General features: G+C 67.1%; 31 protein-coding genes and 1 pseudogene. 19 read left to right on the top strand and 13 right to left on the bottom strand.

Annotated elements, in window-relative coordinates:
* Window positions 1-83: 83 nt before the first annotated feature.
* The 11 genes from ACMX37_RS01185 to ACMX37_RS01135 all read left to right on the top strand — a co-directional run bounded on the left by ACMX37_RS01185 (window position 84) and on the right by ACMX37_RS01135 (window position 10,085).
* Complete coding sequence (locus ACMX37_RS01185; RefSeq protein ID WP_483147146.1) at window positions 84-1,094, top strand: NADP-dependent oxidoreductase; 1,011 nt, start codon at window positions 84-86, stop codon at window positions 1,092-1,094.
* Window positions 1,094-1,861, top strand: coding sequence for a ThuA domain-containing protein (locus ACMX37_RS01180; protein WP_483147145.1), 768 nt, complete (start codon window positions 1,094-1,096; stop codon window positions 1,859-1,861). The genes ACMX37_RS01185 and ACMX37_RS01180 overlap by 1 nt, the downstream gene beginning before the upstream one ends.
* Window positions 1,858-2,235 carry a limonene-1,2-epoxide hydrolase family protein gene (locus ACMX37_RS01175; protein WP_483147144.1) on the top strand — a complete coding sequence of 126 codons (378 nt, stop codon included), beginning with the start codon at window positions 1,858-1,860 and terminating at the stop codon, window positions 2,233-2,235. Before ACMX37_RS01180 ends, ACMX37_RS01175 begins: the two co-directional genes overlap by 4 nt.
* Before the next feature lie 98 nt (window positions 2,236-2,333).
* Window positions 2,334-3,575 carry a cytochrome P450 gene (locus tag ACMX37_RS01170; protein ID WP_483147143.1) on the top strand — a complete coding sequence of 414 codons (1,242 nt, stop codon included), beginning with the start codon at window positions 2,334-2,336 and terminating at the stop codon, window positions 3,573-3,575.
* Between the two features lie 6 nt (window positions 3,576-3,581).
* The gene (locus ACMX37_RS01165; RefSeq protein ID WP_483147142.1) at window positions 3,582-4,664 is read left to right on the top strand and encodes an acyl-CoA dehydrogenase family protein; all 1,083 of its coding nucleotides are present in this window, start codon (window positions 3,582-3,584) and stop codon (window positions 4,662-4,664) included.
* A 25-nt stretch (window positions 4,665-4,689) separates the two neighbouring features.
* Window positions 4,690-5,115 carry a Zn-ribbon domain-containing OB-fold protein gene (locus ACMX37_RS01160; RefSeq protein ID WP_483147141.1) on the top strand — a complete coding sequence of 142 codons (426 nt, stop codon included), beginning with the start codon at window positions 4,690-4,692 and terminating at the stop codon, window positions 5,113-5,115.
* Window positions 5,112-6,266, top strand: a complete 1,155-nt coding sequence (locus tag ACMX37_RS01155) for a thiolase family protein (protein ID WP_483147140.1) — start codon at window positions 5,112-5,114, stop codon at window positions 6,264-6,266. Before ACMX37_RS01160 ends, ACMX37_RS01155 begins: the two co-directional genes overlap by 4 nt.
* Window positions 6,267-6,268: 2 nt before the next feature.
* Window positions 6,269-7,036, top strand: coding sequence for an SDR family NAD(P)-dependent oxidoreductase (locus tag ACMX37_RS01150; protein ID WP_483147139.1), 768 nt, complete (start codon window positions 6,269-6,271; stop codon window positions 7,034-7,036).
* Between the two features lies 1 nt (window position 7,037).
* Complete coding sequence (locus tag ACMX37_RS01145) at window positions 7,038-7,793, top strand: ThuA domain-containing protein (protein WP_483147138.1); 756 nt, start codon at window positions 7,038-7,040, stop codon at window positions 7,791-7,793.
* Window positions 7,794-7,847: 54 nt separating this feature from the next.
* On the top strand, window positions 7,848-9,056 hold the full coding sequence (locus tag ACMX37_RS01140) for an acyl-CoA dehydrogenase family protein (RefSeq protein WP_483147137.1): 1,209 nt from the start codon (window positions 7,848-7,850) through the stop codon (window positions 9,054-9,056).
* 129 nt (window positions 9,057-9,185) lie between these two features.
* The gene (locus ACMX37_RS01135; RefSeq protein WP_483147136.1) at window positions 9,186-10,085 is read left to right on the top strand and encodes an SDR family oxidoreductase; all 900 of its coding nucleotides are present in this window, start codon (window positions 9,186-9,188) and stop codon (window positions 10,083-10,085) included.
* A 112-nt stretch (window positions 10,086-10,197) separates the two neighbouring features.
* Here ACMX37_RS01135 and kynU read toward each other — a convergent pair whose 3' ends face one another.
* The 6 genes from kynU to dksA all read right to left on the bottom strand — a co-directional run bounded on the left by kynU (window position 10,198) and on the right by dksA (window position 15,233).
* The gene (gene kynU, locus ACMX37_RS01130) at window positions 10,198-11,421 is read right to left on the bottom strand and encodes a kynureninase (protein ID WP_483147135.1); all 1,224 of its coding nucleotides are present in this window, start codon (window positions 11,419-11,421) and stop codon (window positions 10,198-10,200) included.
* Window positions 11,418-12,209 carry a tryptophan 2,3-dioxygenase gene (locus ACMX37_RS01125; protein WP_483147134.1) on the bottom strand — a complete coding sequence of 264 codons (792 nt, stop codon included), beginning with the start codon at window positions 12,207-12,209 and terminating at the stop codon, window positions 11,418-11,420. The genes kynU and ACMX37_RS01125 overlap by 4 nt, the downstream gene beginning before the upstream one ends.
* Before the next feature lie 37 nt (window positions 12,210-12,246).
* Window positions 12,247-12,669: a DUF4112 domain-containing protein gene (locus tag ACMX37_RS01120; RefSeq protein WP_483147133.1), complete on the bottom strand. Its 423-nt coding sequence runs from the start codon at window positions 12,667-12,669 to the stop codon at window positions 12,247-12,249.
* 5 nt (window positions 12,670-12,674) lie between these two features.
* Window positions 12,675-14,138 (bottom strand): ABC transporter substrate-binding protein, encoded by a 1,464-nt coding sequence (locus ACMX37_RS01115; protein WP_483147132.1) that lies wholly within the window; start codon window positions 14,136-14,138, stop codon window positions 12,675-12,677.
* Window positions 14,139-14,207: 69 nt separating this feature from the next.
* Entirely contained in the window at window positions 14,208-14,585 is a 378-nt protein-coding gene (locus ACMX37_RS01110; protein ID WP_483147131.1) for a PilZ domain-containing protein, read from the bottom strand.
* A 189-nt stretch (window positions 14,586-14,774) separates the two neighbouring features.
* Window positions 14,775-15,233, bottom strand: coding sequence for an RNA polymerase-binding protein DksA (gene dksA / locus ACMX37_RS01105; protein ID WP_088912675.1), 459 nt, complete (start codon window positions 15,231-15,233; stop codon window positions 14,775-14,777).
* A 276-nt stretch (window positions 15,234-15,509) separates the two neighbouring features.
* Here dksA and ACMX37_RS01100 point away from each other — a divergent pair, with 276 nt between their 5' ends.
* Entirely contained in the window at window positions 15,510-15,830 is a 321-nt protein-coding gene (locus ACMX37_RS01100; protein WP_483147130.1) for an SEL1-like repeat protein, read from the top strand.
* On the opposite strand, the gene ACMX37_RS01095 is transcribed toward ACMX37_RS01100, so the two are convergent.
* Genes ACMX37_RS01095 through ACMX37_RS01075 form a run of 5 tightly spaced genes read right to left on the bottom strand, consistent with a single transcriptional unit; the run spans window position 15,815 to window position 18,997 of the window.
* A complete protein-coding gene (locus ACMX37_RS01095) occupies window positions 15,815-16,963 on the bottom strand; it encodes a GNAT family N-acetyltransferase (RefSeq protein WP_483147129.1) in 1,149 nt (382 codons plus the stop codon). The two genes, ACMX37_RS01100 and ACMX37_RS01095, sit on opposite strands and share 16 nt — an antisense overlap.
* On the bottom strand, window positions 16,960-17,661 hold the full coding sequence (locus ACMX37_RS01090; protein ID WP_483147128.1) for a glycerophosphodiester phosphodiesterase family protein: 702 nt from the start codon (window positions 17,659-17,661) through the stop codon (window positions 16,960-16,962). Before ACMX37_RS01090 ends, ACMX37_RS01095 begins: the two co-directional genes overlap by 4 nt.
* A gap of 23 nt (window positions 17,662-17,684) precedes the next feature.
* Window positions 17,685-18,140: a RidA family protein gene (locus ACMX37_RS01085; protein ID WP_483147127.1), complete on the bottom strand. Its 456-nt coding sequence runs from the start codon at window positions 18,138-18,140 to the stop codon at window positions 17,685-17,687.
* Between the two features lie 3 nt (window positions 18,141-18,143).
* Window positions 18,144-18,764, bottom strand: a complete 621-nt coding sequence (locus ACMX37_RS01080) for an HAD family hydrolase (RefSeq protein WP_483147126.1) — start codon at window positions 18,762-18,764, stop codon at window positions 18,144-18,146.
* Window positions 18,761-18,997, bottom strand: coding sequence for a DUF3572 family protein (locus ACMX37_RS01075; protein WP_088912681.1), 237 nt, complete (start codon window positions 18,995-18,997; stop codon window positions 18,761-18,763). The genes ACMX37_RS01080 and ACMX37_RS01075 overlap by 4 nt, the downstream gene beginning before the upstream one ends.
* 95 nt (window positions 18,998-19,092) lie before the next feature.
* On the opposite strand from ACMX37_RS01075, the gene ACMX37_RS01070 reads away from it, so the two are divergent.
* Together ACMX37_RS01070 and ACMX37_RS01065 are read left to right on the top strand one after the other, a co-directional pair.
* Entirely contained in the window at window positions 19,093-19,455 is a 363-nt protein-coding gene (locus tag ACMX37_RS01070) for a response regulator (RefSeq protein WP_483147125.1), read from the top strand.
* 85 nt (window positions 19,456-19,540) lie between these two features.
* Entirely contained in the window at window positions 19,541-20,470 is a 930-nt protein-coding gene (locus tag ACMX37_RS01065) for a hypothetical protein (protein ID WP_483147124.1), read from the top strand.
* A gap of 3 nt (window positions 20,471-20,473) precedes the next feature.
* Here the strand turns inward: ACMX37_RS01065 and ACMX37_RS01060 are convergent, their stop codons facing one another.
* A complete protein-coding gene (locus ACMX37_RS01060; RefSeq protein ID WP_483147123.1) occupies window positions 20,474-21,049 on the bottom strand; it encodes a Pycsar system effector family protein in 576 nt (191 codons plus the stop codon).
* Window positions 21,050-21,183: 134 nt separating this feature from the next.
* Between ACMX37_RS01060 and ACMX37_RS01055 the strand changes: the two genes are divergently transcribed.
* Both ACMX37_RS01055 and spt read left to right on the top strand, forming a co-directional pair.
* Window positions 21,184-21,426 (top strand): acyl carrier protein, encoded by a 243-nt coding sequence (locus ACMX37_RS01055; protein ID WP_483147122.1) that lies wholly within the window; start codon window positions 21,184-21,186, stop codon window positions 21,424-21,426.
* Window positions 21,427-21,428: 2 nt separating this feature from the next.
* Window positions 21,429-22,667, top strand: a complete 1,239-nt coding sequence (gene spt / locus ACMX37_RS01050) for a serine palmitoyltransferase (RefSeq protein WP_483147121.1) — start codon at window positions 21,429-21,431, stop codon at window positions 22,665-22,667.
* Window positions 22,668-22,705: 38 nt separating this feature from the next.
* On the opposite strand, the gene ACMX37_RS01045 is transcribed toward spt, so the two are convergent.
* Window positions 22,706-22,975, bottom strand: coding sequence for an usg protein (locus ACMX37_RS01045; RefSeq protein ID WP_483147120.1), 270 nt, complete (start codon window positions 22,973-22,975; stop codon window positions 22,706-22,708).
* A gap of 275 nt (window positions 22,976-23,250) precedes the next feature.
* Here ACMX37_RS01045 and ACMX37_RS01040 point away from each other — a divergent pair, with 275 nt between their 5' ends.
* The 3 genes and pseudogenes from ACMX37_RS01040 (at window position 23,251) to ACMX37_RS01030 (ending at window position 24,594) form a co-directional block, all read left to right on the top strand.
* The gene (locus tag ACMX37_RS01040) at window positions 23,251-23,730 is read left to right on the top strand and encodes a hypothetical protein (protein WP_483147119.1); all 480 of its coding nucleotides are present in this window, start codon (window positions 23,251-23,253) and stop codon (window positions 23,728-23,730) included.
* A pseudogene (locus ACMX37_RS01035) lies at window positions 23,727-24,170 on the top strand (terminase large subunit domain-containing protein); the annotation flags it as partial. The gene ACMX37_RS01040 and the pseudogene ACMX37_RS01035, both read left to right, overlap by 4 nt.
* Window positions 24,171-24,234: 64 nt before the next feature.
* Window positions 24,235-24,594: a DUF2793 domain-containing protein gene (locus ACMX37_RS01030; protein ID WP_483148435.1), complete on the top strand. Its 360-nt coding sequence runs from the start codon at window positions 24,235-24,237 to the stop codon at window positions 24,592-24,594.
* Window positions 24,595-24,634 lie beyond the last annotated feature (40 nt).

Below are 24,634 nucleotides of genomic sequence, written 5' to 3'. Positions count from 1 at the left end.
TGTCGAAGGGCCGCACTTCCTTTTGAACCGTTGCCGGAAGCAGAACAGTGCTTCGACAGGCTCAGCACGAACGGAGTTTTCTCTTGCCCACCAACCGCCGCTTCCTCCTCCAGCGCCGTCCCAATGGCACACCCGTGCGCGAGGATTTCGAACTCGTCACTGAGCCGACCCCGGCGCTCGAGGAAGGCCAGTTCCTGATCCGCAACCACTATGCCTCGCTCGATCCGGCGATGCGCGGGTGGATGGATGCGGAGGGCAACTACATGCCCCCGATCCCGCTCGGCGATCCGGTGCGCGCCAGCACCATCGGCGTCGTGGAGGAAAGCCGCGCCGAAGGCTTCGCGCCCGGGCAGTGGGTGATGGGTCTCAACGCGCTCGAGGATTACTCCATCGGCGTTGCGGGCGGCTTTACCCAGCCGATCGACCCCAGCCTCGTGCCGAGCGTCACCAACTACCTCTCGATCTTCGGCGCCGTGGGCATGACGGCCTATTTCGGCTTCCTCGACGTGTGCGAGCCGAAGGCCGGCGAGACCGTGCTGGTCTCGGGCGCGGCGGGGGCGGTCGGCAGCCTCGTCGGCCAGCTCGCCAAGATCCACGGCTGCCGCGCGGTCGGGATTGCGGGGGGACCTGCGAAGTGCGCGCGCCTGATCGAGAAATACGGCTTCGACGCGGCGATCGACTATCGCGGCAAGGACGAGGCCGCGCTCACCAAGGCCATCGCCGAGGCCTGCCCCGATGGGGTGGACGTGATCTTCGAGAATGTCGGCGGGATCATCCTCGATGCCGGGCTGATGAACCTGAACCTGCACTCGCGCATCGGCCTGTGCGGGCTGATCAGCGAGTACAACACCGAGCCGCGCGGCATCCGCAACCTGTGGCAGCTGATCGTCAAGCGCGCCCACATCCGGGGCCTGCTGGTCGCCGACTACGTTCCCCGCTTCGCCGAGGGCGCGGCGCAGATGGGGGTCTGGGCGGCGCAGGGCAAACTCACCATCGATGAACACATCGACGAGGGGCTCGAGAACGCCTTCGAAAGCTTCATGCGGCTGTTCGCCGGGACGAATGACGGCAAGATGATCCTCAAGATCGCCTGATGGCCCGCTCGCTGCTCGTGCTGTCAGGGGGGCACCCCTACGAGGCGGGGCCTTTCGGCGAACTGCTGGCGGCGCTGGGCGAGTGGGAGATCACCCATCTGGTCCACCCCGAGGGCGGCGAGGCCGATGCGGCGGAGGCCGTCCGCGCTGCCGACGCGGTGCTGTTCTACGACATGGCAGGCTACAGTTTTGGCGACGGAACGGTGACGATGCGCCCACCCTCGCCCGCCTTGCGCGAGGCTCTCGCCGCGCGCTTCGCCGGCGGCAGGGGCGCGGTGGCGATGCACCATGCGCTGGCGGGATGGGCCGAATGGCCGGAGTGGCACGCATGGCTCGGCGGGCAGTTCCACTACCAGCCCGGCGCGCACGGTCCCGATTCCGGCTATCGCCATGACATAACCTACGAGGCGCGCATCCTTGTCGATCACCCCGTCACGCGGGGCCTGCCCGAGAGCTTCCCCGTCACCGACGAGCTCTACCTCTGCCCCATCGACGAGAGCGCCTTCATCCCGCTGGTGCGCGCCGAGGGCTTCGCCTTCACGCGGGAAAACTTCTACTCCGCCGCGCAGGCCGTGGCAGGCGCGATGTTCAGCAACGCCGGCTGGGACCACCCGCGGGGCAGCGATTGCGTCGCCTGGGAGAGCCGCACCTGCCCCGCCCCGCTCGTCTACCTCCAGTTCGGCGACGGTCCGGCAACCTACGCCAACCCCCATGTGCGCCGGATGCTGCGGCAGGCACTCGCATACACCTCGGGAGGAACCGCATGACGCCCCAACAGACCGTCGAAGCCTTCATCGGCCACTGGAACGCCTGCGATGTGGAGGCGATGCTGGCGCTGTGCGCGGAGGACATCGTCTATCACAATATCCCGATGGAACCGATCCACGGCACCACGGCGATGCGCGCGATGGTCGAGGGCTTCCTCGCCAAAGTCGCGCGCTGCGACTGGCAGACCCATGCCATCGCGGCCAACGGCAACACCGTGCTCACCGAGCGCACCGACATCTTCCACTTCAAGGACGGCCGCCGCGCCGCGATCCGGGTGATGGGCACCTTCGACATCGGCTCGGACGGACGCATCACCGGCTGGCGCGACTACTTCGACATGCTTGAATTCCAGCGCGAATTCGCCGGAGGGTGAGCCCCCCCCTGCAATCCTAACACAAACGCGCATCGCATCGGGGGCGCGAGGGCCGCTAGGCTTGTCACACCATATCCAAGGTGGCGGAGCCGCATCACATGAACAAGCCCCAAGGCAATGTCTTTGCCCCCGAAACGCTGATCGATCCCTTCGATCACTACCGTGCCATGCACGAGGCCGGGGTGGCGATCGAGCATCTCGAGGGCATGAACACCTGGGTCGTCTATTCCTACGACCTGTGCAGCGAGGCGGCGGCGAAGCCCGAGGTCTTCTCCAACGACTTCACCGCGCTGATGGGGCGCGAGGCGGACGAGGAGATCCAGGCGATCCTCGCCGAGGGCTGGCCCGATCTCCCCACCCTGCTGACCGCCGACCACCCGGTGCACACCCGCAACCGCAAGCTCGTGAACCTCGCCTTCTCGGCCCCGCGGGTGAACGCGATCGAGGCCGACATGCGGCAGAAGTCGATCGAGCTGATCGAGGCCTTCGCCGACCGGGGCGAATGCGAATTCGTCGAGGAGTTCGGCGTGCCGCTGCCGGTGGCGATGATCGCCGGGCAGATCGGGCTGGAGGATGATCCCAAGCGCGTGAAGGCATGGTCCGACGCGGCGGTCGACCGCTTCAGCCAGATGGTCGATTTCGAGCGCAAGAAGGAATGCGCGCGGAGCCTCGTCGAGTTCCAGCACTACATCAAGGGGCTGATCGACGACCGCAAGGCGAACGGCGGCAACGACCTCCTCACCGATCTCGTCGAGGCGCGGGTCGAGGGCGAGACGCCGCTCTCCGATCCCGAGATCATGTCGCTGATGCAGCAGTTCATGGTGGCGGGGAACGAGACCACCACCTCGACGCTGGCAGGCGGGCTGCTCCAGCTGATCCGCAACCCCGACCAGATGGCGAAGGCCAAGGCGGCGGCGGGCGGGCGCGATCCCAAGGTCATCATGAACCTCGTCGAGGAGGCCCTGCGCTACGAGACGCCGACTGCCGGCATGTGGCGCATCGTCAAGCAGGACACCGAGCTTGGCGGCATGGCGATCCCGGCCGGCAGCGTGGTGCAGCTGCGCTATGCCGCGGCCAACCGCGATCCTTCCAAGTTCCCCGATCCCGACCGCTTCGACATCGAGCGCGCCAACGCGCGCACCCACCTCAGCTTCGGCAAGGGGCCGCACATGTGCGTGGGCAACATGCTCTCCCGCAAGGAGATGCTGGTCGCCTTCGACGAGCTGCTCGAGCGTCTCGATAACTTTGCGGTCGCCGATGAAAACGCGATCCGCATCCTTCCCAACATCCTGCTGCGCGGCGTGACACACCTGCCCATCACCTTCACGCGGAAAGCCTGACCCCACATGAATTTCGACCTCTCCGAAGAACAGCAGATGTTCGTGACCTCGGTGGAGCGCTTCGCCGCGCCCGTCGATGTCGAGGCGCGCCGCCGCTTGCGGCTTTCTCCCACGGGCTATGACCGCGCACGCTGGCAGCAACTGGCCGAGATGGGGCTCATTGCGCTGTCAGCGAGCGAGCATGCGGGGGGCATGGGCGGGTCATCGACCGATCTTGCGCTGGTGCTTGAAGCCATCGGCAAGGCCAATTCGCCCGACCCGCTGCTCGAACACGGCATCCTGCCGGCGCTGCTGCTCGAACGCGGCGGAGCGGACGCGGCGCTGGAGGAGGTGCTGTCCGGCACCACCATCGCCACCCTCGCCTGGACCGAGCGCGGCCAGCGCTACAGCCTCAAGGCCAAGGGCATGAAGGCGGAAGAGGCAGGCGGCGGCTTCACGCTCACAGGCGAGAAGACGATGGTGATGGGCGCGCTGCTGGCCGACCTGTTCGTCGTCACCGCCGACCTTGGCGGAGAGACGGCGTGCTTCCTCGTGCCCAGAGATGCGGCCGGGCTGGAAGTGCGGCCCTACCGCCTCGCCGACGGCAGCATCGCCGGCGAGATCAGGCTCACCCGCACCCCCGCATCGGCGAAGCTCGCACTCGATCCGGCGGCGCTCGATGCGATCGTCGCGGACGTCCGCCTCTATGCCGCGGCGGAGATGGTCGGGCTCGGCCAGAGGCTCCTCGACGATACGCTCGCCTATGTGAAGGAGCGCGAGCAGTTCGGCGTGGCGATCGGGAGCTTCCAGGCCTTGCAGCACCGCCTCGTCGATTGCTACGCCAGAGAAGAACAAGCCCGTTCAATGCTTTACCGCGCAGCATTGACCGATCGGAGCGATGCAGCAAAGTGCCAGCGTGCCGCCGCCGGGGCCAAGGCCTATATCGGCGAGAATGTCGATGCCATCGCCCGTGAGGCGGTGCAGATGCACGGCGGCATGGGGATCACCGACGAGCTCGCCATCGGCCACGCGATGAAGCGCGTGCTGCTGCTCGCCCGCCTGTTCGGCGATGTCGATACCGTGCTTGCTGAATATGCGCTCGCGGCTTGATCCGCGCGCGGGAGGGAACTGAACAATGGGCGAAAAGATCGACCCGAACCTGTGGAGCGACGGGCCCACGCCGCATCTGATGGGGGGACGCCTGCCTTCCGGGCAGATCGTCTTCCCGATGCCGGTCGGCGATGCGGCCGAAGGCGTGGAGCCTTACAAGCTCTCGCGCCGGGGCAAGCTGTGGTCGTGGACCTCGCAAGGCTTCCTGCCCAAGGAGCCCTATGAAGGCCCCGGCTCCGGCCCCGGCGAAGGCCCGCCCGATTTCGTGCCCTTCCTGCTCGGCTATGTCGAACTGCCCGGCGAGGTGATCGTCGAGAGCCGGATCGTCGATGCGCGGCTTGAGGACCTTCACCTCGGCATGGAGCTCGAATTCTGCGTCGTGCCGTTCAACGCGCGCTATGACACCTTCGCCTTCCGTCCCGTCGCCGCATCAGAAAGCAAGGCAGCATGAGCGAGAACGTCTACATCATCGGCGCAGGCATCCACCCCTTCGGCCGCACCGACAGCCGTTCGGGCCGCGAACAGGGCGTCTATGCCGTGCGCGAGGCGCTGAAGGATGCGGGGCTCGAATGGCCCGACATCGAGTGCGCCTATGGCGGCTCGGCGGCGGCCGGCAATGCCGACATCATGGTCAACGAGCTGGGCCTGACCAGCCTGCCCTTCACCAATGTCGCCAACGGCTGCGCCACGGGGGGCAGCGCGCTCGCCGCCTCGCAGCAGGCGATCGCGAGCGGGATGTACGACCTCGCGCTCGCCGTGGGTTTCGACAAACACCCGCGCGGCGCCTTCAATGCCAAGCCTGCCGATTATGGCCTGCCCGAATGGTATGGCCAGACCGGCATGATGCTGACGACGCAGTTCTTCGCGCTGAAGATCCAGCGTTACATGCAGCTCCACGGCATCAGCCGCACCACTCTGGGCCGGGTTGCCGAGAAGGCCTTCCGCAACGGCACCATCACGCCCCACGCCTGGCGGCGCAGCCCGGTCGATCTCGACACGATCATGAACGCGCCGATGATCAACGATCCGCTCACCAAATACATGTTCTGCTCGCCCGCCGAGGGCGCCGTGGCGCTGATCCTCGCGAGCGAGAAGAAGATGAAGGAGCTGGGCGCCGACGGGGTGAAAATCCGCGCGGTTGCGGTCAAGACCCGGCCGCCCAACTCCTTCGAGGTATTCCAGGCCGGCATCAGCATCGAGGAAGGCGGCAAGCCCACCGTCCTCGCCTCCAAGGCCGCCTTCGAGAAGGCCGGCATCGGGCCGGAGGACATCTCGGTCGCACAGCTTCAGGATACCGAGAGCGGCGCCGAGATCATGCACATGGCCGAAAACGGCTTCTGCAAGGATGGCGAGCAGGAGGAATGGCTCGCCAACGGCTGGACCGAGATCCACGGCGGGAAGCTGCCGGTGAACACCGACGGCGGCTGCCTCGCCTGCGGGGAGCCGATCGGCGCCTCGGGCCTCAGGCAGGTCTACGAGAACGTCACCCAGCTGCGCCAGCGCGCAGGCGAGCGGCAGGTGCCCGGCAAGCCCCGCTTCGGTTACAGCCATGTCTACGGCGCCCCCGGTCTTTCCGGCGTCGCCATCCTGGAGCGCGAATAGCCATGCGTATGCAGGGCAAGGTCGCGCTGGTCTCCGGCGGCGCCGAGGGGATCGGGGCGGCGGTTGCGCGCCTGATCGTCGCCGAGGGCGGCAGCGTGATGCTGGGCGATGTGCAGCTGGAAAAGGCGCAAGGCCTCGCCGCCGAACTGGGCGAACGGGCGGCGGCGTGCCCGCTCGACGTGCGCGATCTCAGGCAGTGGGAGGCAGCGGTTTCGGCCACGCGCGGACGGTTCGGCAAGCTCACCGTGCTGTGCAACATCGCCGGCATCTCCGAGCCCGGCAATGTCCCCGACGGCGCGCTCGACGTGTGGGAGCGCACGATCGACATCAATCTCAATGGCCCCTTCTACGGGATGCGCGCCGCGATCCCCGCGATGGAGGCGAGCGGCGAGCCCTGCGCCATCGTCAACATCGGCTCGATGATCGCGCTGCGCCCGGCAAGTTTCGTGGCGGCCTATTCCGCCTCCAAGACCGGCCTCAGGGGCCTCACCCAGTCGGTCGCGCTCGATCTGGCCGAACGCGGCCTGCCGATCCGCGTCAACATGGTCCACCCCGGCGCGATCCGCACGCCGATGTACAACCGCTACAAGTTCTCCGGCGCCGACACGCCCGAGAACATCGAGACCAATTTCGCCGCCACCCACCCGATGAACCGCATCGGCGAGCCCGAGGAGGTCGCCCGCGCGGTCGTCTTCCTCGCCAGCGACGAGGCGAGCTTCACCACCGGCTGCGATCTCACGGTCGACGGCGGCGGCAGCATCAGGAGCTGACATGGCAGAGCAACCCGCCACCCGCATCGACGCGCACTTCATCGCGGCCGGCAAGTATCACGATATCGACTACCCGCGGCTCGAGATCCTGAAGCTCCTCGCCGAACACCCGCACATCCGCACCACGGTGGCCTGCGACTATTCGGGGCTGGAGCGGCTCGAGCAGTGCCGCTTCCTCATCACCTACACCTGCGACCTGATGCCCACCGAGGAACAGGCCGCGCAGCTGAAGGCTTGGATGGACAAGGGCGGCAAGTGGATGGCGCTCCACGGCACCAACTCGATCCTCGTCTTCACCGCCGAGGGGCTGGTGGATGCGCCCGAGACCCGGCCCGACGTGATGGAAATGCTCGGCACCCAGTTCAAGGCGCACCCGCCGATCGGCAAGTTCCCGGTCGAGGTGGTCAACAAGGATCACGAGCTGACCCGCGGCATCGCGGACTTCGAGGTGGTGGACGAACTCTACCTCTCGAAAACCACCGCGCCCATCGACACGCTGATGCAGACCACCTTCGAGGGCGAGGCGACCGGCTTCGTCGATGCCGTGTGGGAAAAGACCACCGTCCCTATCGTTTATACGAGGGATATCGGCGCGGGGCAGATCGTATACAACGCGCTGGGCCATTGCCGCGGGCACTACGACCTGCCGGGCATGGCCGATTTCTACCCGCACAAGGAAATGTGCGCCTGGAACTACGACGTCTATTATGACCTGCTGCGGCGCACGATCCGCTGGGCCATGCGAGACGGGGACTGAAGCTGGCAGGGGCCGAAGGCCGTACCTGCGGGATCGCAATTGGGATTGAATAGAATGGACTTGGACTTCACCCCCGAGGATCTGGCGTTCCGCGAGGAAGTGCGCGCCTTCCTCAAGGACAATCTGCCCGAGCGGCTGCGCGATGGCGCCCGCCGCACGCCGGGCGTGTTCGTCGAGCCCGACATCGGGATGGAGTGGCACCGCATCCTCTACCAGAAAGGCTGGGTCGCCCCGCACTGGCCCAAGGAAGACGGCGGCACCGGCTGGACTCCGACGCAGAAGTTCATCTTCGAGAAGGAATGCGCGCTTGCCGGCGCGCCCGCCCTCGCGATCCTCGGCCTGCGCCTCGTCGGCCCGGTGATCTGCGAATTCGGCACGCCGGAACAGAAGGCCCGCTTCCTGCCGGGCATCCTCTCGGGCGACGATTACTGGTGCCAGGGCTATTCCGAGCCGGGCAGCGGGTCGGACCTCGCCAGCCTCAAGACCTCAGCGCGGCTCGAGGGTGACGAATACGTGATCAACGGCTCCAAGATCTGGACCACCCACGCCCACCACGCCGACTGGATCTTCGCGCTGGTCCGCACCGATGCCACCGTCAAGAAGCAGCAGGGGATAAGCTTCCTCCTCGTGCCGATGGACCAGCCGGGGGTGGAAGTGACCCCGATCTACTCGATGTCGGGAGATCACGAGGTCAACGCCGTGTTCTTCACCGATGCGCGCACCCCGGTCGAGAACCGCATCGGCGCGGAGGGCGCCGGATGGACGATCGCCAAGTTCCTGCTCGAGAACGAGCGCGGCGGTTCGTGCTACGCCCCGCGCCTGCTCCAGTCGATCGACCGGCTCGAGACGCTTGCGCAGACCCAGCCTTCCGGGGTCAACGGCGCAATCGCCCACGATCCGCGCTTCCGCGACAAGCTCGCCCGCGTGCGGCTCGAGGCCGAGGCGCTGGAGGTGACCGAACTGCGTATTCTCGCCGAACTCGCCAAGGGCCGCGCGCCGGGGCCACAAACCTCGCTGGTGAAACTGCTCGGCTCCAATATCGGCCAGAAGGTCGATGTGCTGCGGCTCGAACTGCTCGGCCCCGACGCGCTGCAACTGCCGCTCGAACGCCCGCTCTACGGCAACGAGGCGCCCGAGCCCGTGGGGAGCGAATATGCCCAGACCGCCATGGGCAAATACCTCAACAACCGCGCCTCGACGATCTTCGGCGGATCCGACGAGGTGCAGAAGAACATCATCGCCAAGACCGTTCTGGGCTTGTGATCGCGCCTTTGCTCGTCATTGCGAGCGAAGCAAAGCAACCCGTGGACTGACCGCGAGGCCGGAGCGCCGGGCTGTGGATTGCCGCGTCGCTTCGCTCCTCGCAATGACGATTGGAAAGGGTGCATTCTGATGGACGTATCGAAGCTGATGTTCCGCGATGGCCTGATGGCGGGCGAGCGCATCCTCGTGACCGGCGGGGGTACCGGCCTCGGGCGCGAGATGGCCGAGGCCTTCCTCAAGTTTGGCGCGACCGTCTACATCTGCGGCCGCCGTCAGGGGAAACTTGACGAGACCGCCGAGGAGCTGACCAAACTGCATGGCGGCAAGATCGTCGGGATGGCCTGCGACATCCGTGACGCGGACGCGATCCACGCGATGGTCGACGCGATCTGGGCCGATGGCGGGGCGCTGACGGGCGTGGTCAACAACGCCGCCGGCAACTTCATCAGCCGCACCGAGGACCTGTCGGTCAACGGCTTCAACGCCATCGCCGACATCGTGATGCGCGGCACCTTCTACGTGACGCTCGACATCGGCAAGCGCCTGATCGCCGAGAAGAAGAAGGCGAGCTTCCTCTCGATCCTCACCACCTGGGTGTGGTCGGGCAGCGCCTTCGTGGTGCCGTCGGCCATGTCCAAGACCGCGATCAACGCGATGACCCAGAGCCTGGCGACCGAGTGGGGCCGCTACGGCCTGCGCTTCAACGCCATCGCCCCGGGCCTCTTCCCGACCAAGGGGATGAGCGCGCGGCTCAATCCCGGCGGGTCGGGCGGCAATTCGAACAATGCGATGAACCCGATGGGCCGCGCGGGCGAGATGCACGAGCTTGCGAACCTCGCGGTGTTCCTGATGGGACCGGGGGCGGAATACGTGAACGGTCAGACCATCGCGATCGACGGCGCAGGCTTCCAAGCCACCGGCGGGACCTTCTACCCGATGCTCCACGCGCTCGGCGACGCGGAATGGGAGCAGATGCGCGCCATGATCAAGGGCACCAACGAGAAGGACAAGGCCGAGCGCACCGTTTGATTGCGAAGGCGCCTCCGCGCCTTCGTCCTCGGCGCGGTTCCCTTCGCTTCGCTACGGGGCGCCTGCGGCTCGCGCGCGTGCGCTCGCGGCCCTGCGGGCCGAATGATATTCGTCAGGTCACCGCCGCGCGCTCGTTGAACTCCGCCCGCTGCCACTCGCCGCTCGCCAGCACCTCGGCAAGATGGCGGGCGGCGGCGGCGATGTCGGCGAAGCTGAGATAGGCGGGCGCGAAGCCCAGCCGCAGCACGTCGGGCGCGCGGAAATCGCCGATCACCCCGCGCGCGATCAGCGCCTGGCAGATCGCGTAGGCGTGCGCGTGGCGGAACGACAGCTGGCTGCCGCGCTCGCCGCTTTTGGGCGGGCTGACCAGTTCGAGGTCCACCCCGTGCGCCATCAGGCACTCGAGGAAGAACTCGGAGAGGGCCTGCGACTTGCCGTAGAGCCGCGCGACGCCGATCTCGGCGACCAGATCCACCCCCACCTCCAGCGCCGCGAGGCCGAGCACCGGGGGCGTGCCGCATTGCAGCCGCTCGATCCCCGGCGCGCCGGCGTAGTCGTCGGAGAAGGCGAAGGGCGCGGCGTGGCCGAACCAGCCGGTCAGGGGCTGTTGCAGGTCCGCCTGGTGCCGCTCGGCGACGAAGGCGAAGGCGGGGGCGCCGGGGCCGCCGCACAGGTATTTGTAGCCGCACCCCACCGCGAAATCCGCCCCCGCCGCGCGCAGGTCCACAGGAAGCGCGCCGGTGGAGTGCGACAGGTCCCACAGCACCAGCGCCCCCGCCTCATGCGCGGCGCGGGTCAGGGCGGCCATGTCGTGGAGCGCGCCGGTCTTGTAATGCGCATGGGTGAGCAGCAGCAGCGCGACATCCTCGCCCAGCGCTCCGGCCAGCCTGCCGCGCTCCGCCAGACGCCGCTCGGCGAGACCCTGCGCCTCGAGCCCGGCGATCATGTAGAGATCGGTCGGGAAATTGCCGGGTTCGGAGAGCACCACCTTGCGCCCGGGCCGCATCGCCAACGCCGCCGCGATCAGCTTGAACAGGTTCACGCTGGTCGAATCGCAGGCGATCACCTCGTTCGGGGCCGCGCCGATCAGCGGCGCTATCTTGCCGCCGATGCGGCTCGCCATGTCGAACCAGCCCGCGCTGTTCCACGAACGGATCAGGCCCTCGCCCCACTCGGCTTCGATCACCGCCTGCAAACGCGCGGGCGTCGCCTTGGGCAGGGCACCCAACGAATTGCCGTCGAGATATATCACGCCCTCGGGCAGCGTGAACCGCTCGCGATAGACCGCCAGCGGATCGGCGGCGTCGAATTCGGCGGCGCGCTGTTCGGGGGTCATATGGCGGTCCGGACGGTCAGCAGCTCGGGGAAGAAGGCCTGCTTCAGCACGCCTTCGAGATAGGGCACGCCGGGGGTGCCGCCCGTGCCGCGCTTGAAGCCGATGATGCGCTCGACCGTCTTCAGATGCCCGAAGCGCCAGCGCTGGAAGTGGTATTCGAGATCGACCAGCTTTTCGGCGAGTTCGTAGAGGTCCCAATGCGGCTGGGGATCGCGGTAGATCGCCGCCCAGGCCGCCTCGACACTGGCGTCGGGCGTGTAGGCCGCCGCCGGGTCGCGCTCGAGAACGGCCGCGTCGATGGCGAAGCCGCGCCGCGCCAAAAGACGGATCGCCGCATCATAGAGGCTCGCCCGCCCGCGCTCCGCCTCCAGCCGGTCGGCCCAGTCGGCATTCGACTTGTGCAGGCGCACGTGCTTGCCGTCGCGGCCGCCGAGCATGAATTCCATCATCCGGTATTGCGCCGACTGGAACCCGCTCGAGGCGCCCAGGTGCGGGCGGATCGCGGAGTAATCATGCGGGGTCATGGTGCTGAGCACGTCCCAGCTCTGGATCAGCTGCTGCTGCGCCCGCGCCACCCGCGCGAGCATCTTGAAGGCCGGCCTGAGGTCGTCGGCCTCGATGCATTCGCGCGCCGCCGTCAGTTCATGGAGGCACAGCTTGAGCCACAGCTCGCTCGCCTGGTGCACGATGATGAACAGCAGTTCGTCATGCGCTTCCGAGGCAGGATGCTGCGCGGCAAGGATGCGGTCGAGATCGAGATAGCTCGCATAGGTGACATCGGCGCTCATGGCCGCTGTCCCTAGCGCGCGAGCGCGCCGGAGGAAACTACCGGTCGATCACCCGCGTCTCGGGATGGTGCCTGTCGATGTGCTTCAGGAGGATGCGCAGGTTCCGGGTGTTGGAGCGGAACACGAGGTCAGCGGCATCGCCGATCAGCGGGATCGCGCCGATCGCGGTGTCGAACAGCACGTTCGCGCCCATCCGCGCCAGCTTCCACCTGGGCACGCCGAGGTTCTTGGCCTCCCACACGATGTAGGCCCCCATCGCCGCCGTCACGATCTCGCCGATCACCGGCACGAGGCCGACGAGCGCATCGAGACCGACGGGCATGTTGATGCCCGGAATGGTGAAGCTGCGTTCGAGCAGCCGCTCCATCATCACCACGCGGGCGCGCACCGACGCGGCGTCGGTTCCGGTCGGCAGCGCGAAGTTCATGGGTTCGGGGCGGCGGTGCATGGTCTTGTCCATGCCCTTTATGTGGTGGGCTGGGAAAGCGGGAACAAGGGGTGGAGACCCCAGGGGTTCGGCAGGTAGTTGCGGATCGAGCCGCGCACCAGCGACCAGCGCACCGGCGCACCCAGGGGAATGTAGATCTCGCGTTCGACCAGCGCGGCATGGGCTTCGACGAGCAGCTCCTCGCGGCGCGCCGGATCGCGTTCGGCAAGGGTCTCGCGCACCAGCGCATCCGCCCGCGGCGCGCACAGCCCCGCGTCGAGGCTGCAATGGAACTGGTTCAGAAACCAGCGCGGCGAGGAATAGCGCGCCAGCGTGTCGCGCAGCTCCAGATCGGCAGCCTCGCCGGGCGCGGCGCGGCGGGTGGTGACACCGATGGTGCCCCAAGCCTCGGCAAGCTGGCGCAGGAGCAGGTCGCCCCCGGGGCCGCGCGGCATCGCGACGCGCACCACCGCCTCGTTCCCGGCCGCGGTCCAGGCGCGGATCCGGGCGGCGGCGGCGGCGCGGCGCTCGTCGATCGAGGCGCCGTCCCAGCGGTCTTCCGGATAGGGGGCCGAGGCGAAGAAGGCGGGCGGGACGATCCAGCTGCTCTGGCGCCAGCCGTTGAGACCGAAGCTCTGGATCAGCGCGGCCCGGTCGATCGCCATCGACAGTGCCTCGCGCCGCTTCGGATCGGCGAGCAGGCCGGTCTCGCGGCGCACCGTCAGCCCCAGCAGCCCGATGGCCGGATCGACCTGGATCGTCCCCCGCGACAGCGGGCCGGCCTCGGCCTGGGGGAAGTTGACGATGCTGCCGCCCAGCACCAGATCGACATCCCCGCGGGAGAAGGCGCCGACCGCGTCGGTGACCGACAGGGCCCGCACCGCGACGGGCCGGGCAACGGCCTCCCAGTCCTCGCGCGCGGGCAGGCCGCGGGATTCGGGCGGGAGGGCGGTGAGGCGTGCCGTGTCGTCCGCCTCGTCGCGCGACAACGCCATCGGCCCGGCGCCGCTGCCGTTCTTGACGAGGCCGAGCTCGGGCTGGGCCAGCAGACGCAGGAAATCGGGCATGGGCGAGGTCAGGCGGACCTCGATCACGCGGCCCGTCATCGCGCGGATATCGCGCACCTTGGCAAGATCGAGCGCCAGAGAGGTGCCGCGCACCCGCGTGAGCGCCTCGCGCAGCTGCTGGCGCACCTCGACAGCGGTGATCTCGTCACCGCCCGGCCAGGTGCTGTCACGCAGGCGGAAAATGTAGCTGAGGCCGTCCTCGGTGACGATCCAGCGCTCGGCGATCGCGGGCACGACCTGTCCGGCCTGGTCGAGCGCGACCAGTCCTTCGACGGTCGCGCCGCGGATGTGCTGGGCGGGAAGGGAAAGGCGGACGCCTTCCTGGTAGAGGCTGTCCGGCGCACCGATGATCGCCACTTCGACCGCCCCTCCGCCGTTCGAGGGGCCGCAGGCGGAAAGCGCCAGCGCGGCAATCAGGGGTAGCCAGAATCGCATGGGCCCCGTGTCTAGCAGGTTGCTGCGGGGCGGTCAGCTTGGCGGGGCGATGCCTTCCCCGGAATGCGTTCAGATCTTGCGGAGCTGGCTCGGCTCGGGCGGGCGCGGGGCGCGATGGGCCCACGAGGGCTGGGCGATGGCCGCAGCGGGATCCTCGGCGGCCTGGAGGGGGCGGCGGGCTTTCTGGGAATCGATTTCCTCGTCGAAGGCGACGCCGAAACGGTTGTCCTGCACCCATGCGACCGTGCCGCCGACCGCGCCGATGTTGCGCAGCTCGACCGACACGCGATGCCCGCGCTGAACGCGCAGGTGCCCTTCGCCCATCATCCCGCCATCCGACAGGTTGCGCACCCGGACGCGGTGCACCTCGGTGCCCTGCTCGATGCGGATGTCGGCCAGCAGGAAAAGGCTGTCGCGCGCGACACTGCGTGTCTCAACCCCCGTCATTGTGCGGATCGCCTCCTCAGCACGAAAATCAGTCGACTGGTTGCCGCTCCATGGATGACCCGTCGGCGCGGCGTTGCAATGCCGTAGGTGGGGCATTCGCGGTTAACGCGCAGTAAACCGAAGCCCTCGCAGATCCCGCTTGTTGCAGGGCGTCCCAAGGCGGCACAGGTCGCAGCCGCCTTGTTGATATCAGTCGTCGCGCGAAACCTTCTCGCGCCGTTCGTGGGCTTCCTGCGCCTCGACCGTCATGGTCGCAACGGGCCGGGCGATCAGTCGCCTGAGGCCGATCGGATCGCCGGTGACCTCGCAATAGCCGTATTCGCCGGAATCGATCCGCCGCAGCGCCGCGTCGATCTTGGCGACCAGCTTGCGCTGGCGATCGCGGGTGCGCAGTTCGATGCCCCAGTCGGTCTCGCTGGAGGCGCGGTCGGTGAGGTCGGCCTCGCGGATCGGTCCGTCCTGGAGCGATTGCAGCGTCTGCCCGGCGGCGGAATGGATCGAGCGCTTCCATTCGATCAGCAGCATCCGGAAATAGGCCTGCTGGCGCTCGTTCATGTATTCCTCGTCCTCGCCCGGGACATAGTCCGGTGCGAGCAGGCGCTTGGCCTTTTCGAGGATATCGATGTCGTCAGACGCGGTGGTTGGCATCAAGCTCTCTCGTCCCGTGAGCCGCTGGGAAGACCATCGCGTCCTGACGCCCTGAATATTTTCATCGGCTCACTTGGTCCCAGCAAGCGGAAAGCACTGGGGGCCCTATAGGGAAGGCCCCCGAGGGGCACAAGCGGCTTTGGCAGCGAGGCGGGGGCAAAAGCGCGTGCGCCCAAGGCGCAAATCGCGTTAACTAATTTTTGACCATAATTGCCGCACTTCTCCGATCACGGACGGACGCCGAGGGGGGCGATCCGGTGAAAACGGGGACCAGACATGAACATCATCGCAATCGGGACGAACCTCTCCCGCGAGAATGCCGGCGAAAACCAGCTCGGGGCCTGGCTGGCCGCGGCGGGATGCGGCGAGGCAGGGGCCTGCTATGACCTTGGCATCGCTTTCTCGACCGGCAGCAACGGCGCGCCCTGCGATCTGATCGAGGCGCACAAGTGGTTCAACCTCGCCGCAGCACGCGGCCACGAGGAAGCCGCCCATTGCCGCGCCGATATCTCGGAAGAGATGACCGCCCGCGAGATCGCCGAAGCCCAGCGCCGCGCGCGCCAGTGGCTCGCCGAGGGCCGTCAGCGCGCCGCCTGATCCTTGCGAAAGGGGGTGCGGCCGCCGAGATAGAGCTGGTCGCTCGCCACCCCCGCGCGCTCGCGCTCGAGGAAATCGGCGATCGCGGCGCGCAGGCCCGGATCGGCGATCCAGTGCGCGGACCAGGTCTGCACCGGCTCGTAGCCGCGCGCCAGCTTGTGCCCGCCCTGCGCCCCTGCCTCGACCCGCGCCAGACCCCGCGCGATGGCGGCGTCGATCGCCTGATAGTAGCACAGCTCGAAATGCAGGAAGCGCACTTCGCGAGTGCAGCCCCAATACCTGCCGTAGAGCGCATCCTTGCCGACGAAATTGAGCGCCCCGGCAATCGCCTCCGCCCCGTCATAGGCGAGGATCAGCACGATCCGCTCGCCCATCCGCTCCCCCAGCAGGCTGAAGGCCTCGCGAGTCAGGTAGGGGCGACCCCATTTGCGCGCTCCCGTGTCCTGATAGAACGTCCAGAAGGCGTCCCAGTGCTCCTCGCGGATGTCGCTGCCGGTGAGGTGGCGGATCGTCAGGCCCTCTACCGCGGCGGCGCGCTCCTTGCGCAGGTCCTTGCGTTTGCGGGAGGACAGCGCGCCGAGGAAATCCTCGAAGCTCACATAGCTGCGGTTGAACCAGTGGAACTGGATATCGGCGCGCGGCATCCAGCCGGCCTGTTCGAACAGCGGGAGCTGGGCCGGATCGATGAAGGTCGCGTGGGCGCTGGACAGCTTGTTCTGGAGGCACACCGCCTCCGCGCCCTTGAGCAGATGCGGGGCGAGGCTCTCGTCGCTCAGCAACAGGCGCGGACCCGTGGCCGGGGTGAAGGGCGCTGCGATCTGGAGTTTCGGATAGTAGCGCCCGCCCGCGCGGTGCCAGGCATCGGCCCAGCTATGGTCGAACACATATTCGCCTTGCGAGTGCCCCTTGGCATAGGAGGGCATGGCGGCCAGCAGCCGCCCCGCCTCGTCGGTGATGGCGATCGGCGCGGGCTCCCAGCCGGTACCGGGGCCGACGCTCCCCGAATCCTCCATCGCGGTGAGGAATTCGTTGGAGACGAAAGGGTTATCGTTGCCGCCGAGCGCGTTCCACTCCGCCGCGTCGAACGCGCCGACCGAGGCGGCGATGCGCACCGTCAGCTCCGGGGAACTCACGCCAGCCCCGCCCCTTCCGCGATCAGCGCATCGGCATGGGCAAGGCCCCGCTCGCGCGTTTCGGGGGAGCGCACCGTCCAGGTCAGCAGCGGTCGGCCGCTCTCGCGCCACAGGCTGGCAAGCGCATTGGGAAGGTCCCGCACGTCAATGGCGAGGAAATCGGGACGTGCGCGCTCGAGCGCATGGGGCGCACGCCAGGCATGGCGGTAGCCGTGATCGAGCGTGTCGGTGACGACCAGACCGCGCACCACATCCGGCGCGTTCCTCGCGAACCATTCGCCGACCCTGAGATCGAAGCTCATCACCGCCAGCGGCCCCGTATAATCCGCCAGCACCCTGGCAATGGCGATGCAGGGCTCGGGCACCGCGAGATGCGGCTGGGCCTTGACCTCGACGAGGATCGGCACCCGGCCGGCGACCAGATCGAGCAGTTCGGACAGGCGCCAGATCGTCTCCTGCGTTTCGAGCAGGGGGATGCGGCACAGATCGTAGGCGGCGCGGGCCGCGACCTTGCCGCGCTCCCGGGTGAGCCGGTCGAGCTCCCAGTCGTGGAACACGAGCGGCACGTTGTCGCGGCTCATCTGGATATCACACTCGATGCCCATGCCCGCCGCGATCGCTCCCTCGGCGGCCCCACGCGAGTTTTCCGGCACGCCCGCACCGTGCAGCCCGCGATGGGCATATTCCCAAGCGGTCAACCAGTCCGGAGCGGGGCAACCGGTCATGCCTTCAAGGCGACGATCGCATCGACTTCCACCGCCGCCCCGCGCGGCAGGGCGGGCACACCCACGGCGGCCCGCGCGTGCTGGCCGGCGCCGCCGAAGATCTGCTCCATCAGGTCCGAGGCGCCATTGGCGACTTCCGGCTGCTGGGTGAAATCGGCAGTGCAGTTGATGAAGGCACCGAGCTTCACCACCCGCTCGACCTGGTCAAGCAAGCCTGCGGCCTGGAGCTGGGCCACGATCATCAGCCCGCAGGCGCGCGCCGCCGCCTTCCCGGCCTCGACGTCGACATCATCGCCCAGCCGGCCCGTCACGACTGCGCCATCCACGAAGGGCAGCTGGCCCGAGACGTAGGCGATGCCGCCGTGCACCACGACGGGCACGTAGCTGGCGACCGGCGCTGCGGCCTTGGGAAGGGTGATGCCGAGTTCGGCAAGGCGTGCGGTGTAGCTCATGTTTCAGTCCTCCAGTTGTTCGATCAGCCACGGCAGGGCCTCGTCCCAGCGGTCGATCCGCGAATGGGCGTGGCCGGCCTTGTGGGCGCAGTCGATTGCGTGGGCGATCATCGGCTCGCCGCACAGGTGCAGCCGCGTGACATGCGGCGTGATCTCGGCCACCGAGGCGTGGTGCTGGGCGAGGTCGTCGATGAACAGGGCGCGGGTGGGCGCATATTCGTCGATGATCGCCTTCAGGGCCGGGCCCTTCGGGCCCTGATTGGTGAACACCCGGGCATTGATCCCGACCTTGGCGAGCTGCTGCGCCCGCGCATCGCGGTGATGGTCGACGAGGTTGGTGAGGATCACAACGTCGGCCTTTTCGGCCAGCGTGTTGATCCCTTCGACCGCGCCGGCGATCGGTTTCTGCGAGTCCATCTCGTTGTCGAAGAAGAGCCGCAGCATCTTCCAGATATCGGGCGGGGCGAGCAGTTCGCCGCTGTCCTGCCAGCGCAGGGCCTCGGCGAAATTGTGGCCTTCGAGGTGGAAACTGACACCCTGGCTCGTCTCCAGCCAGTCCTTGAAGGGCGCGACCATGTGCAGCAGCACTTCGTCGCAATCGGAGATGATGAGCGGGCGGGTCATGCTGTGAGAGCGTCCTTGGCGGCGACCAGTTCCTCGGGCGTGACGGCAAGGGCCTCGGCCGCGCGGATCAGATCGGGTTCGTGGTTGGCGAGAAATTCGAGCGCCGAGGCGAGGATCACGGGATCGCCGAGACCGGTGCGCAGAGAATCGGGATCGAGACCGGTGAGTTCAAGATAGCGCGCGGCACGATCCTCGGATTCCAGCACCCAGCCGAGCGCGGCGAGCGCCAGCATCTCGGGATTGGCGGGCTCGGATGGGGGACGATGCGGGATTGTCCTGTCCTTCGGCTGCGGGTAACTGACGGAACGGGTGGCAAACGGGGCGTTCAGTGACAAAGCGGATCATGGTTGTCGAGGACAATGACCTCAACCGGAAATTGTTCTGCGATGTGCTCAGGGCCAACGGCTTCGATGTGGAACCGGTGGCCGAGGGCGATAAGGTGCTGGACACGGCGCGCGCGGTCTCTCCCGATCTCATCATCATGGACATCCAGCTCGGCGGCGTCTCGGGCGTCGACCTGATCGAGGCCGCCAAGCGCGACCGGCGGCTGGCGGCGATCCCGGTGCTGGCGGTGACAGCCTTCGCTGCCAAGGGCGACGAGGAACGCATCCGCGCGGCGGGGGCCGAGGGCTATCTCTCGAAGCCGGTGTCGATCGGACCGTTCATGAGCGCGGTCAATGCCCTGGTGTGAGCGGTCAGGGACCGGAGTTCATTGGCCATTCAGCCTTCCGCTGCTAAAATTATCTACATAAATTAGCATATTACGGGAGGTTCGAATGCGCGCCGCAGCACACGGGATCCTTGCTCTTGCTGCGGCGGTGCTGACCCATCCCGCCGCGCTGTCTGCCCACGATCAGGCTGGCCGATCCGAACAGGACATCACCGAGATCGAAGTGCTCAGCCAGCGCGAGATGGCCCGCCAGGTGTTCAAGGACAACCTGCGGCAGATGACCGAGCGTCTGAGCGTTTTCGAATCCATGCCGCGCTTTTTCCAGCCGCTGTGCATCGAGGTGGCAGGGCTGGAACCGGATCAGGCCCGCTTCGTGGCCGATCGCATCCTTGCCACCTCGCTCGAACTCGGCCTGGGAGAGCCACGTGCCGGATGTCGGGCCAATGCAGTGGTAATCGTGGTCGATGACCCTGAAAGGATGTACAAGCGGCTGGTGAGCAAGCGGCTCGATCTCGTCGGGGTGCTGCCCTTACGCGATGTGCACACCCGCCGGATCGAGAGCGAGGTGCGCGGCAAGCGGCCGGTGGTGTGGTGGAGCGTGCTCGCCACCGCCAATGCGCAAGGAGTGACCTTCAACGACCTCGGCCTCGTCGTCTCACAGAGCACTGCGGCGTCCCGCACCGCCTCGTCGACCTACCGCCCAAAGACCCTGTCAGTGGTGATGTATGATGCAAACCAGCTCGGCGGCGCAACGCTGGGGCAGATCGCTGATCATGCCGTGCTCCACATCCTCGGCATGCCCCGCCGCCAGATCGATTTCGGCGGCATCGGCCTGCCCTCGATGCTGAGCTTGTTTGCCGATGGCCCGGACCTGGCCCCTCAGGCGCTCACGGATTTCGACCGCGCCTATCTGCAAGGGCTTTACAGCCTCGGCCCGGGCGCGTTCCAAGTGCGGGTGCCGCGGGCCGTGGTCGCGGCCTATGCGGCGCAGTGCGAGGCCGACCAGAGCGACTGCCGGATCAAGTTGCAGAACTGACGCTCAGGCGATCGGCGCCGCATATTCCAGTGCGAAGGTGATCACCGTCAGCACGAGCCCGGCCATGAAGCTCTTGTAGGCATAGGCGAGGTACTTGTACTTCTTGCGCTGGAGCACCTGCCCGTTCTGGTAGATGTCGTGCAGCATGGTGCGGAACACGGTTTCGTCGGCATGGAGTTCATCGAGGATACTCTCGGCCCATTCGCGCTCGTCCATGTGGGTGAAGTAACCGAAAAACAGCTTGTTGGGCACGCCGTCATTGAGCTTGGCCGAGGCCGGACTGCTCACCGAAGGCAGCACCGCGAACACCGCGCACATCGCCGAGATGAAGGCGAACAGGGCGAGGACGGCAAGCGAGACGGGCAGCGTCCCGCCCCGCGCCTGTCCGACCGCGATGGTGAAGACGAGAAAGGTCGCCCCCATCAGGATCGAGGCCTTCTGGTCGGCCATCTGGCTCAGGGCGAGGTTGATCTGCTGCGCGGTACGCACCAGATGGATCGCATGGTTGGAATAGCCCGAGGGCGAAGGCAGCGAAGGCGCGGCCTTGGGCGTTTCGGACTGCACGGGTTCTTCAGCCATCATCCCCCCGGATCGGCTGCCGCATCCCGGATGGGCGCGGCGAAAACTTGACAAGCTGCATCATCCGCCGCTTTGCAGCCGTAATACCGGGCTAAGTCCCGCGCGACAACCGATCCGAAGAAAGCAGACCCGCCATGACCCCCGCAGACGTCGATGCCGCCATCCGCAATCTCGTCGAGCCCTTCAACAAGAAGGGCATCGCCATCGAGGACGCGACCACCTTTGCCGGCGATCTCGAATTCGACAGCCTCACGGTGATGGATTTCGTCGCCGCGATCGAGGACGAGTTCGACATCATCATCAGCATGAACCAGCAGGCCGAGATCGAAAACTGGGGCCAACTGGTGGCGGCAGTCCACAAGCTGCAGGATAGCTGATAATGGCAACCGCTATGAACGAGACCCTTGCCCAGACCGAGCCGGTCGATCTGCTCGCCAAGTTCGATCCCATCATCCAGACCCGCGAGGCGCTGCTTGCCGCAGGGGTGGAGGATCCGTTCAACCTCGTCATGGAAAAGGTGCTCTCGCCCACGCAAGCGATATGCAACGGGCGCGACACGATCCTGCTCGGCACCTACAACTACATGGGCATGACCTTCGACGATGACGTCATCGCGGCGGGCAAGCAGGCGATGGAGGATTTCGGCGCCGGCACGACCGGAAGCCGCGTCCTCAACGGCACCTTCCGCGACCACCGCGATGTCGAGGCCGCCCTGCGCGAATTCTACGACATGGACCACGCGATGGTCTTCTCGACCGGCTATCAGGCCAATCTCGGGATCATCTCGACGCTGGCGGGCAAGGGCGACTACATCATCCTCGACATCGACAGCCACGCCTCGATCTATGATGGCTGCGCGATGGGCAAGGCCGAGGTCGTGCCGTTCAAGCACAACGACGTCGAGGCGCTGGAAAAGCGCCTGAAGCGCATCCCCGAGGGCGCGGGCAAGCTGGTCGTGCTGGAAGGCGTCTATTCGATGATGGGCGACGTCGCCCCGCTCAAGGAGATGGTCCGCATCGCCAAGGCCCACGGGGCAATGGTGCTGGTCGACGAGGCGCATTCGATGGGCTTCATCGGCGAGCACGGCCGCGGCGTCGCCGAAGAGCAGGGCGTGCTCGACCAGGTCGATTTCATCATCGGCACCTTCTCCAAGAGCGTCGGCACGGTCGGCGGCTTCTGTGTCTCGAACCACCCCAAGTTCGAGGTGCTGCGGCTGGTCTGCCGTCCCTATGTCTTCACCGCCGCCCTGCCGCCGAGCGTGATGGCGAGCTCGGCCACCTCGATCCGCAAGCTGATGCACGGCGGCAACAAGCGCGCGCATCTGTGGGAGAACAGCCGCACGCTCCACAAGGGCCTGCGCGATCTCGGCTTCAAGCTCGGCACCGACGAGCCGCAAAGCGCGATCATCGCCGTCATCATGCCCGATCTGGAACGCGGCGCGATGATGTGGGAGGCGCTGCTCAAGGAGGGTCTCTACGTCAATCTGGCCCGTCCCCCGGCGACCCCGGCGGGGATGACCCTGCTGCGCTGCTCGCTGTGCGCGGAGCATTCCGCCGAACAGGTGCAGACCATTCTCGGCATGTTCGAACGTGCCGGCAAGGCGATCGGGATTATCTGAGGTCCGGCGCGGGGCGGCGATCGGCCCGCCCTTTCGGTTCAGTGGATCGAAATGATCCCGTCGACGGCGCGCCATTCCTGCGGGCCGATCAGGTGCTTGTGCGCCACCCGCACCGAATGCAGCACCGCGTCGATCTCGCGCCGCCAGAAGGCGAGGAAGCGGTCGAGCTCGGGAAACTGGGGCGCGACGTCATATTGCTGCATCACGAACTGCTGCAGCAGGTTGCGGTGATCGGGCATCCAGTAGTGGATCTCGACCGTCGACAGGCCGTAGCCTGCCATCTGGGCCAGGAACGCGCGATCTGTCATCACCTCTCCTTTCGTTGACATGACAGGAAGGGGGCGTTCGAAAAATCGCACATTCCTGTTTGTGGTCAATGGGGCAACCGCAGCTGCCGGCTCCGGCGTCCACGCGGAATCGCCGCGCGCCGCACCCTCAGTTTAACCGTATCGGTTATTTTTCTTGACATCGTGACGCTATCTGGTTATCAGAAGGCATCATCGGAAAATTGCGATTCGCCAGAAGGCGGCCCTCCGGACCGGAGCGCCGCCTTTTCGTTGTCTGCGGTCGAGGAGTATCCGCCATGGCCAAACCGCCCGGCAAGCGCATCGTCATCCGCCCCGCCCTGAAGGTCGGGGAAAGCGGGCCCATCAACAACAACTGGCGGCGCCTGTTCCTCGATCACCTCGCCGAAAGCTCGAACGTCACGGCATCGGCGGAAAGGGCCGGGATCAGCGTGAGCCGCGCCTACAAGGTGCGGCGCGAGGAACCCGAATTCGCCCGCCAGTGGCTCGACGCACTGGCCGAGGGCTATCTGCACCTCGAAATGGATGTCGTCCGGCGCCTGCGCGAAGGCGACGCGCGGACCGCCGATGACGGCAAGTTCGACTTCGCCAACGCCATCCGCCTGCTGGCCGCCCACCGCAACGCGGCCGCGCGCGGGGCCAGCGAGGTGCAGGATGTCAGCGCCGCGGAGGTGCGCGCCTCGATCGACCGCAAGATCGAGGACATCCGCAAGCGCATCGCCCGCCAGCGGGCCGCCGCGGAAGCCAGACGCATATGACCGGCCCCTTCGACGACATGATCTCCGACTTTTCGGAAGACGGGGACAAGCTGCGCCGCCAGGTCACCGAGGCTCTGGACCGGAACGAGCGCAACAGCTTCGCCTATCTGTGGGAATACACCGCGCGCAAGAACCAGCTCCCGCCCGAGGGTGACTGGCGCATCTGGATGATCATGGCGGGGCGCGGCTTCGGCAAGACCCGTTCGGGGGCCGAGTGGGTGCGGATGATCGCCGATGCCAATCCCGACGCCCGGATCGCGCTGGTATCCTCCTCGCTGGCCGAGGCCCGCGCGGTGATGGTGGAAGGCGAGAGCGGGCTGCTCGCGATCTGTCGCCCGGGGCACAAGCCGCAGTTCGAACCCTCGCTCCACCGTATCCGCTTCCGCAGCGGGGCGCAGGCGCAGCTGTTCTCGGCGGCCGAGCCGGAAAGCCTGCGCGGCCCCCAGCACAGCCACGCTCGCCGGTCAGGCGCAGAAGGAGTTCTTCGTCAATCAGGCGCTCTGCCTGCTGGACTCCCTGCAAGCCCGCGCGGTCGTCGCCTCGCGGCCGTCGCCACCGGCCGCCGCTACGGAGGGCGAAAGCTATCGGGTGACCGCGCCGGCCACGGGCGCCTGGGCCGGTCGCGAAGACAGGATCGCGGTCCGGATCGGTGGTGACTGGCACTTCGTCGAGCCGGCGGACGGCATGCTCCTGTTCGATCGCCACGCCGGCCGGATGATCATGTTTCGATCGCAATGGGAGGTCGCGACAGCCCCGGCCATGCCCTCAGGCGGTGCGGTCGTGGACGCGCAGGCGCGGTCCGCGCTGGCGGTCCTGATTCAGGCCCTGATGGCAATAGGGATACTCGGACCCGCCACACCCTGATCCGGAGAAATGGCGGAAACACGCCCATTTCGTACAAGTA

This window comes from Porphyrobacter sp. THAI-01a, from assembly GCF_056868655.1.
This window is presented reverse-complemented; position numbering and strand designations above follow the sequence as displayed.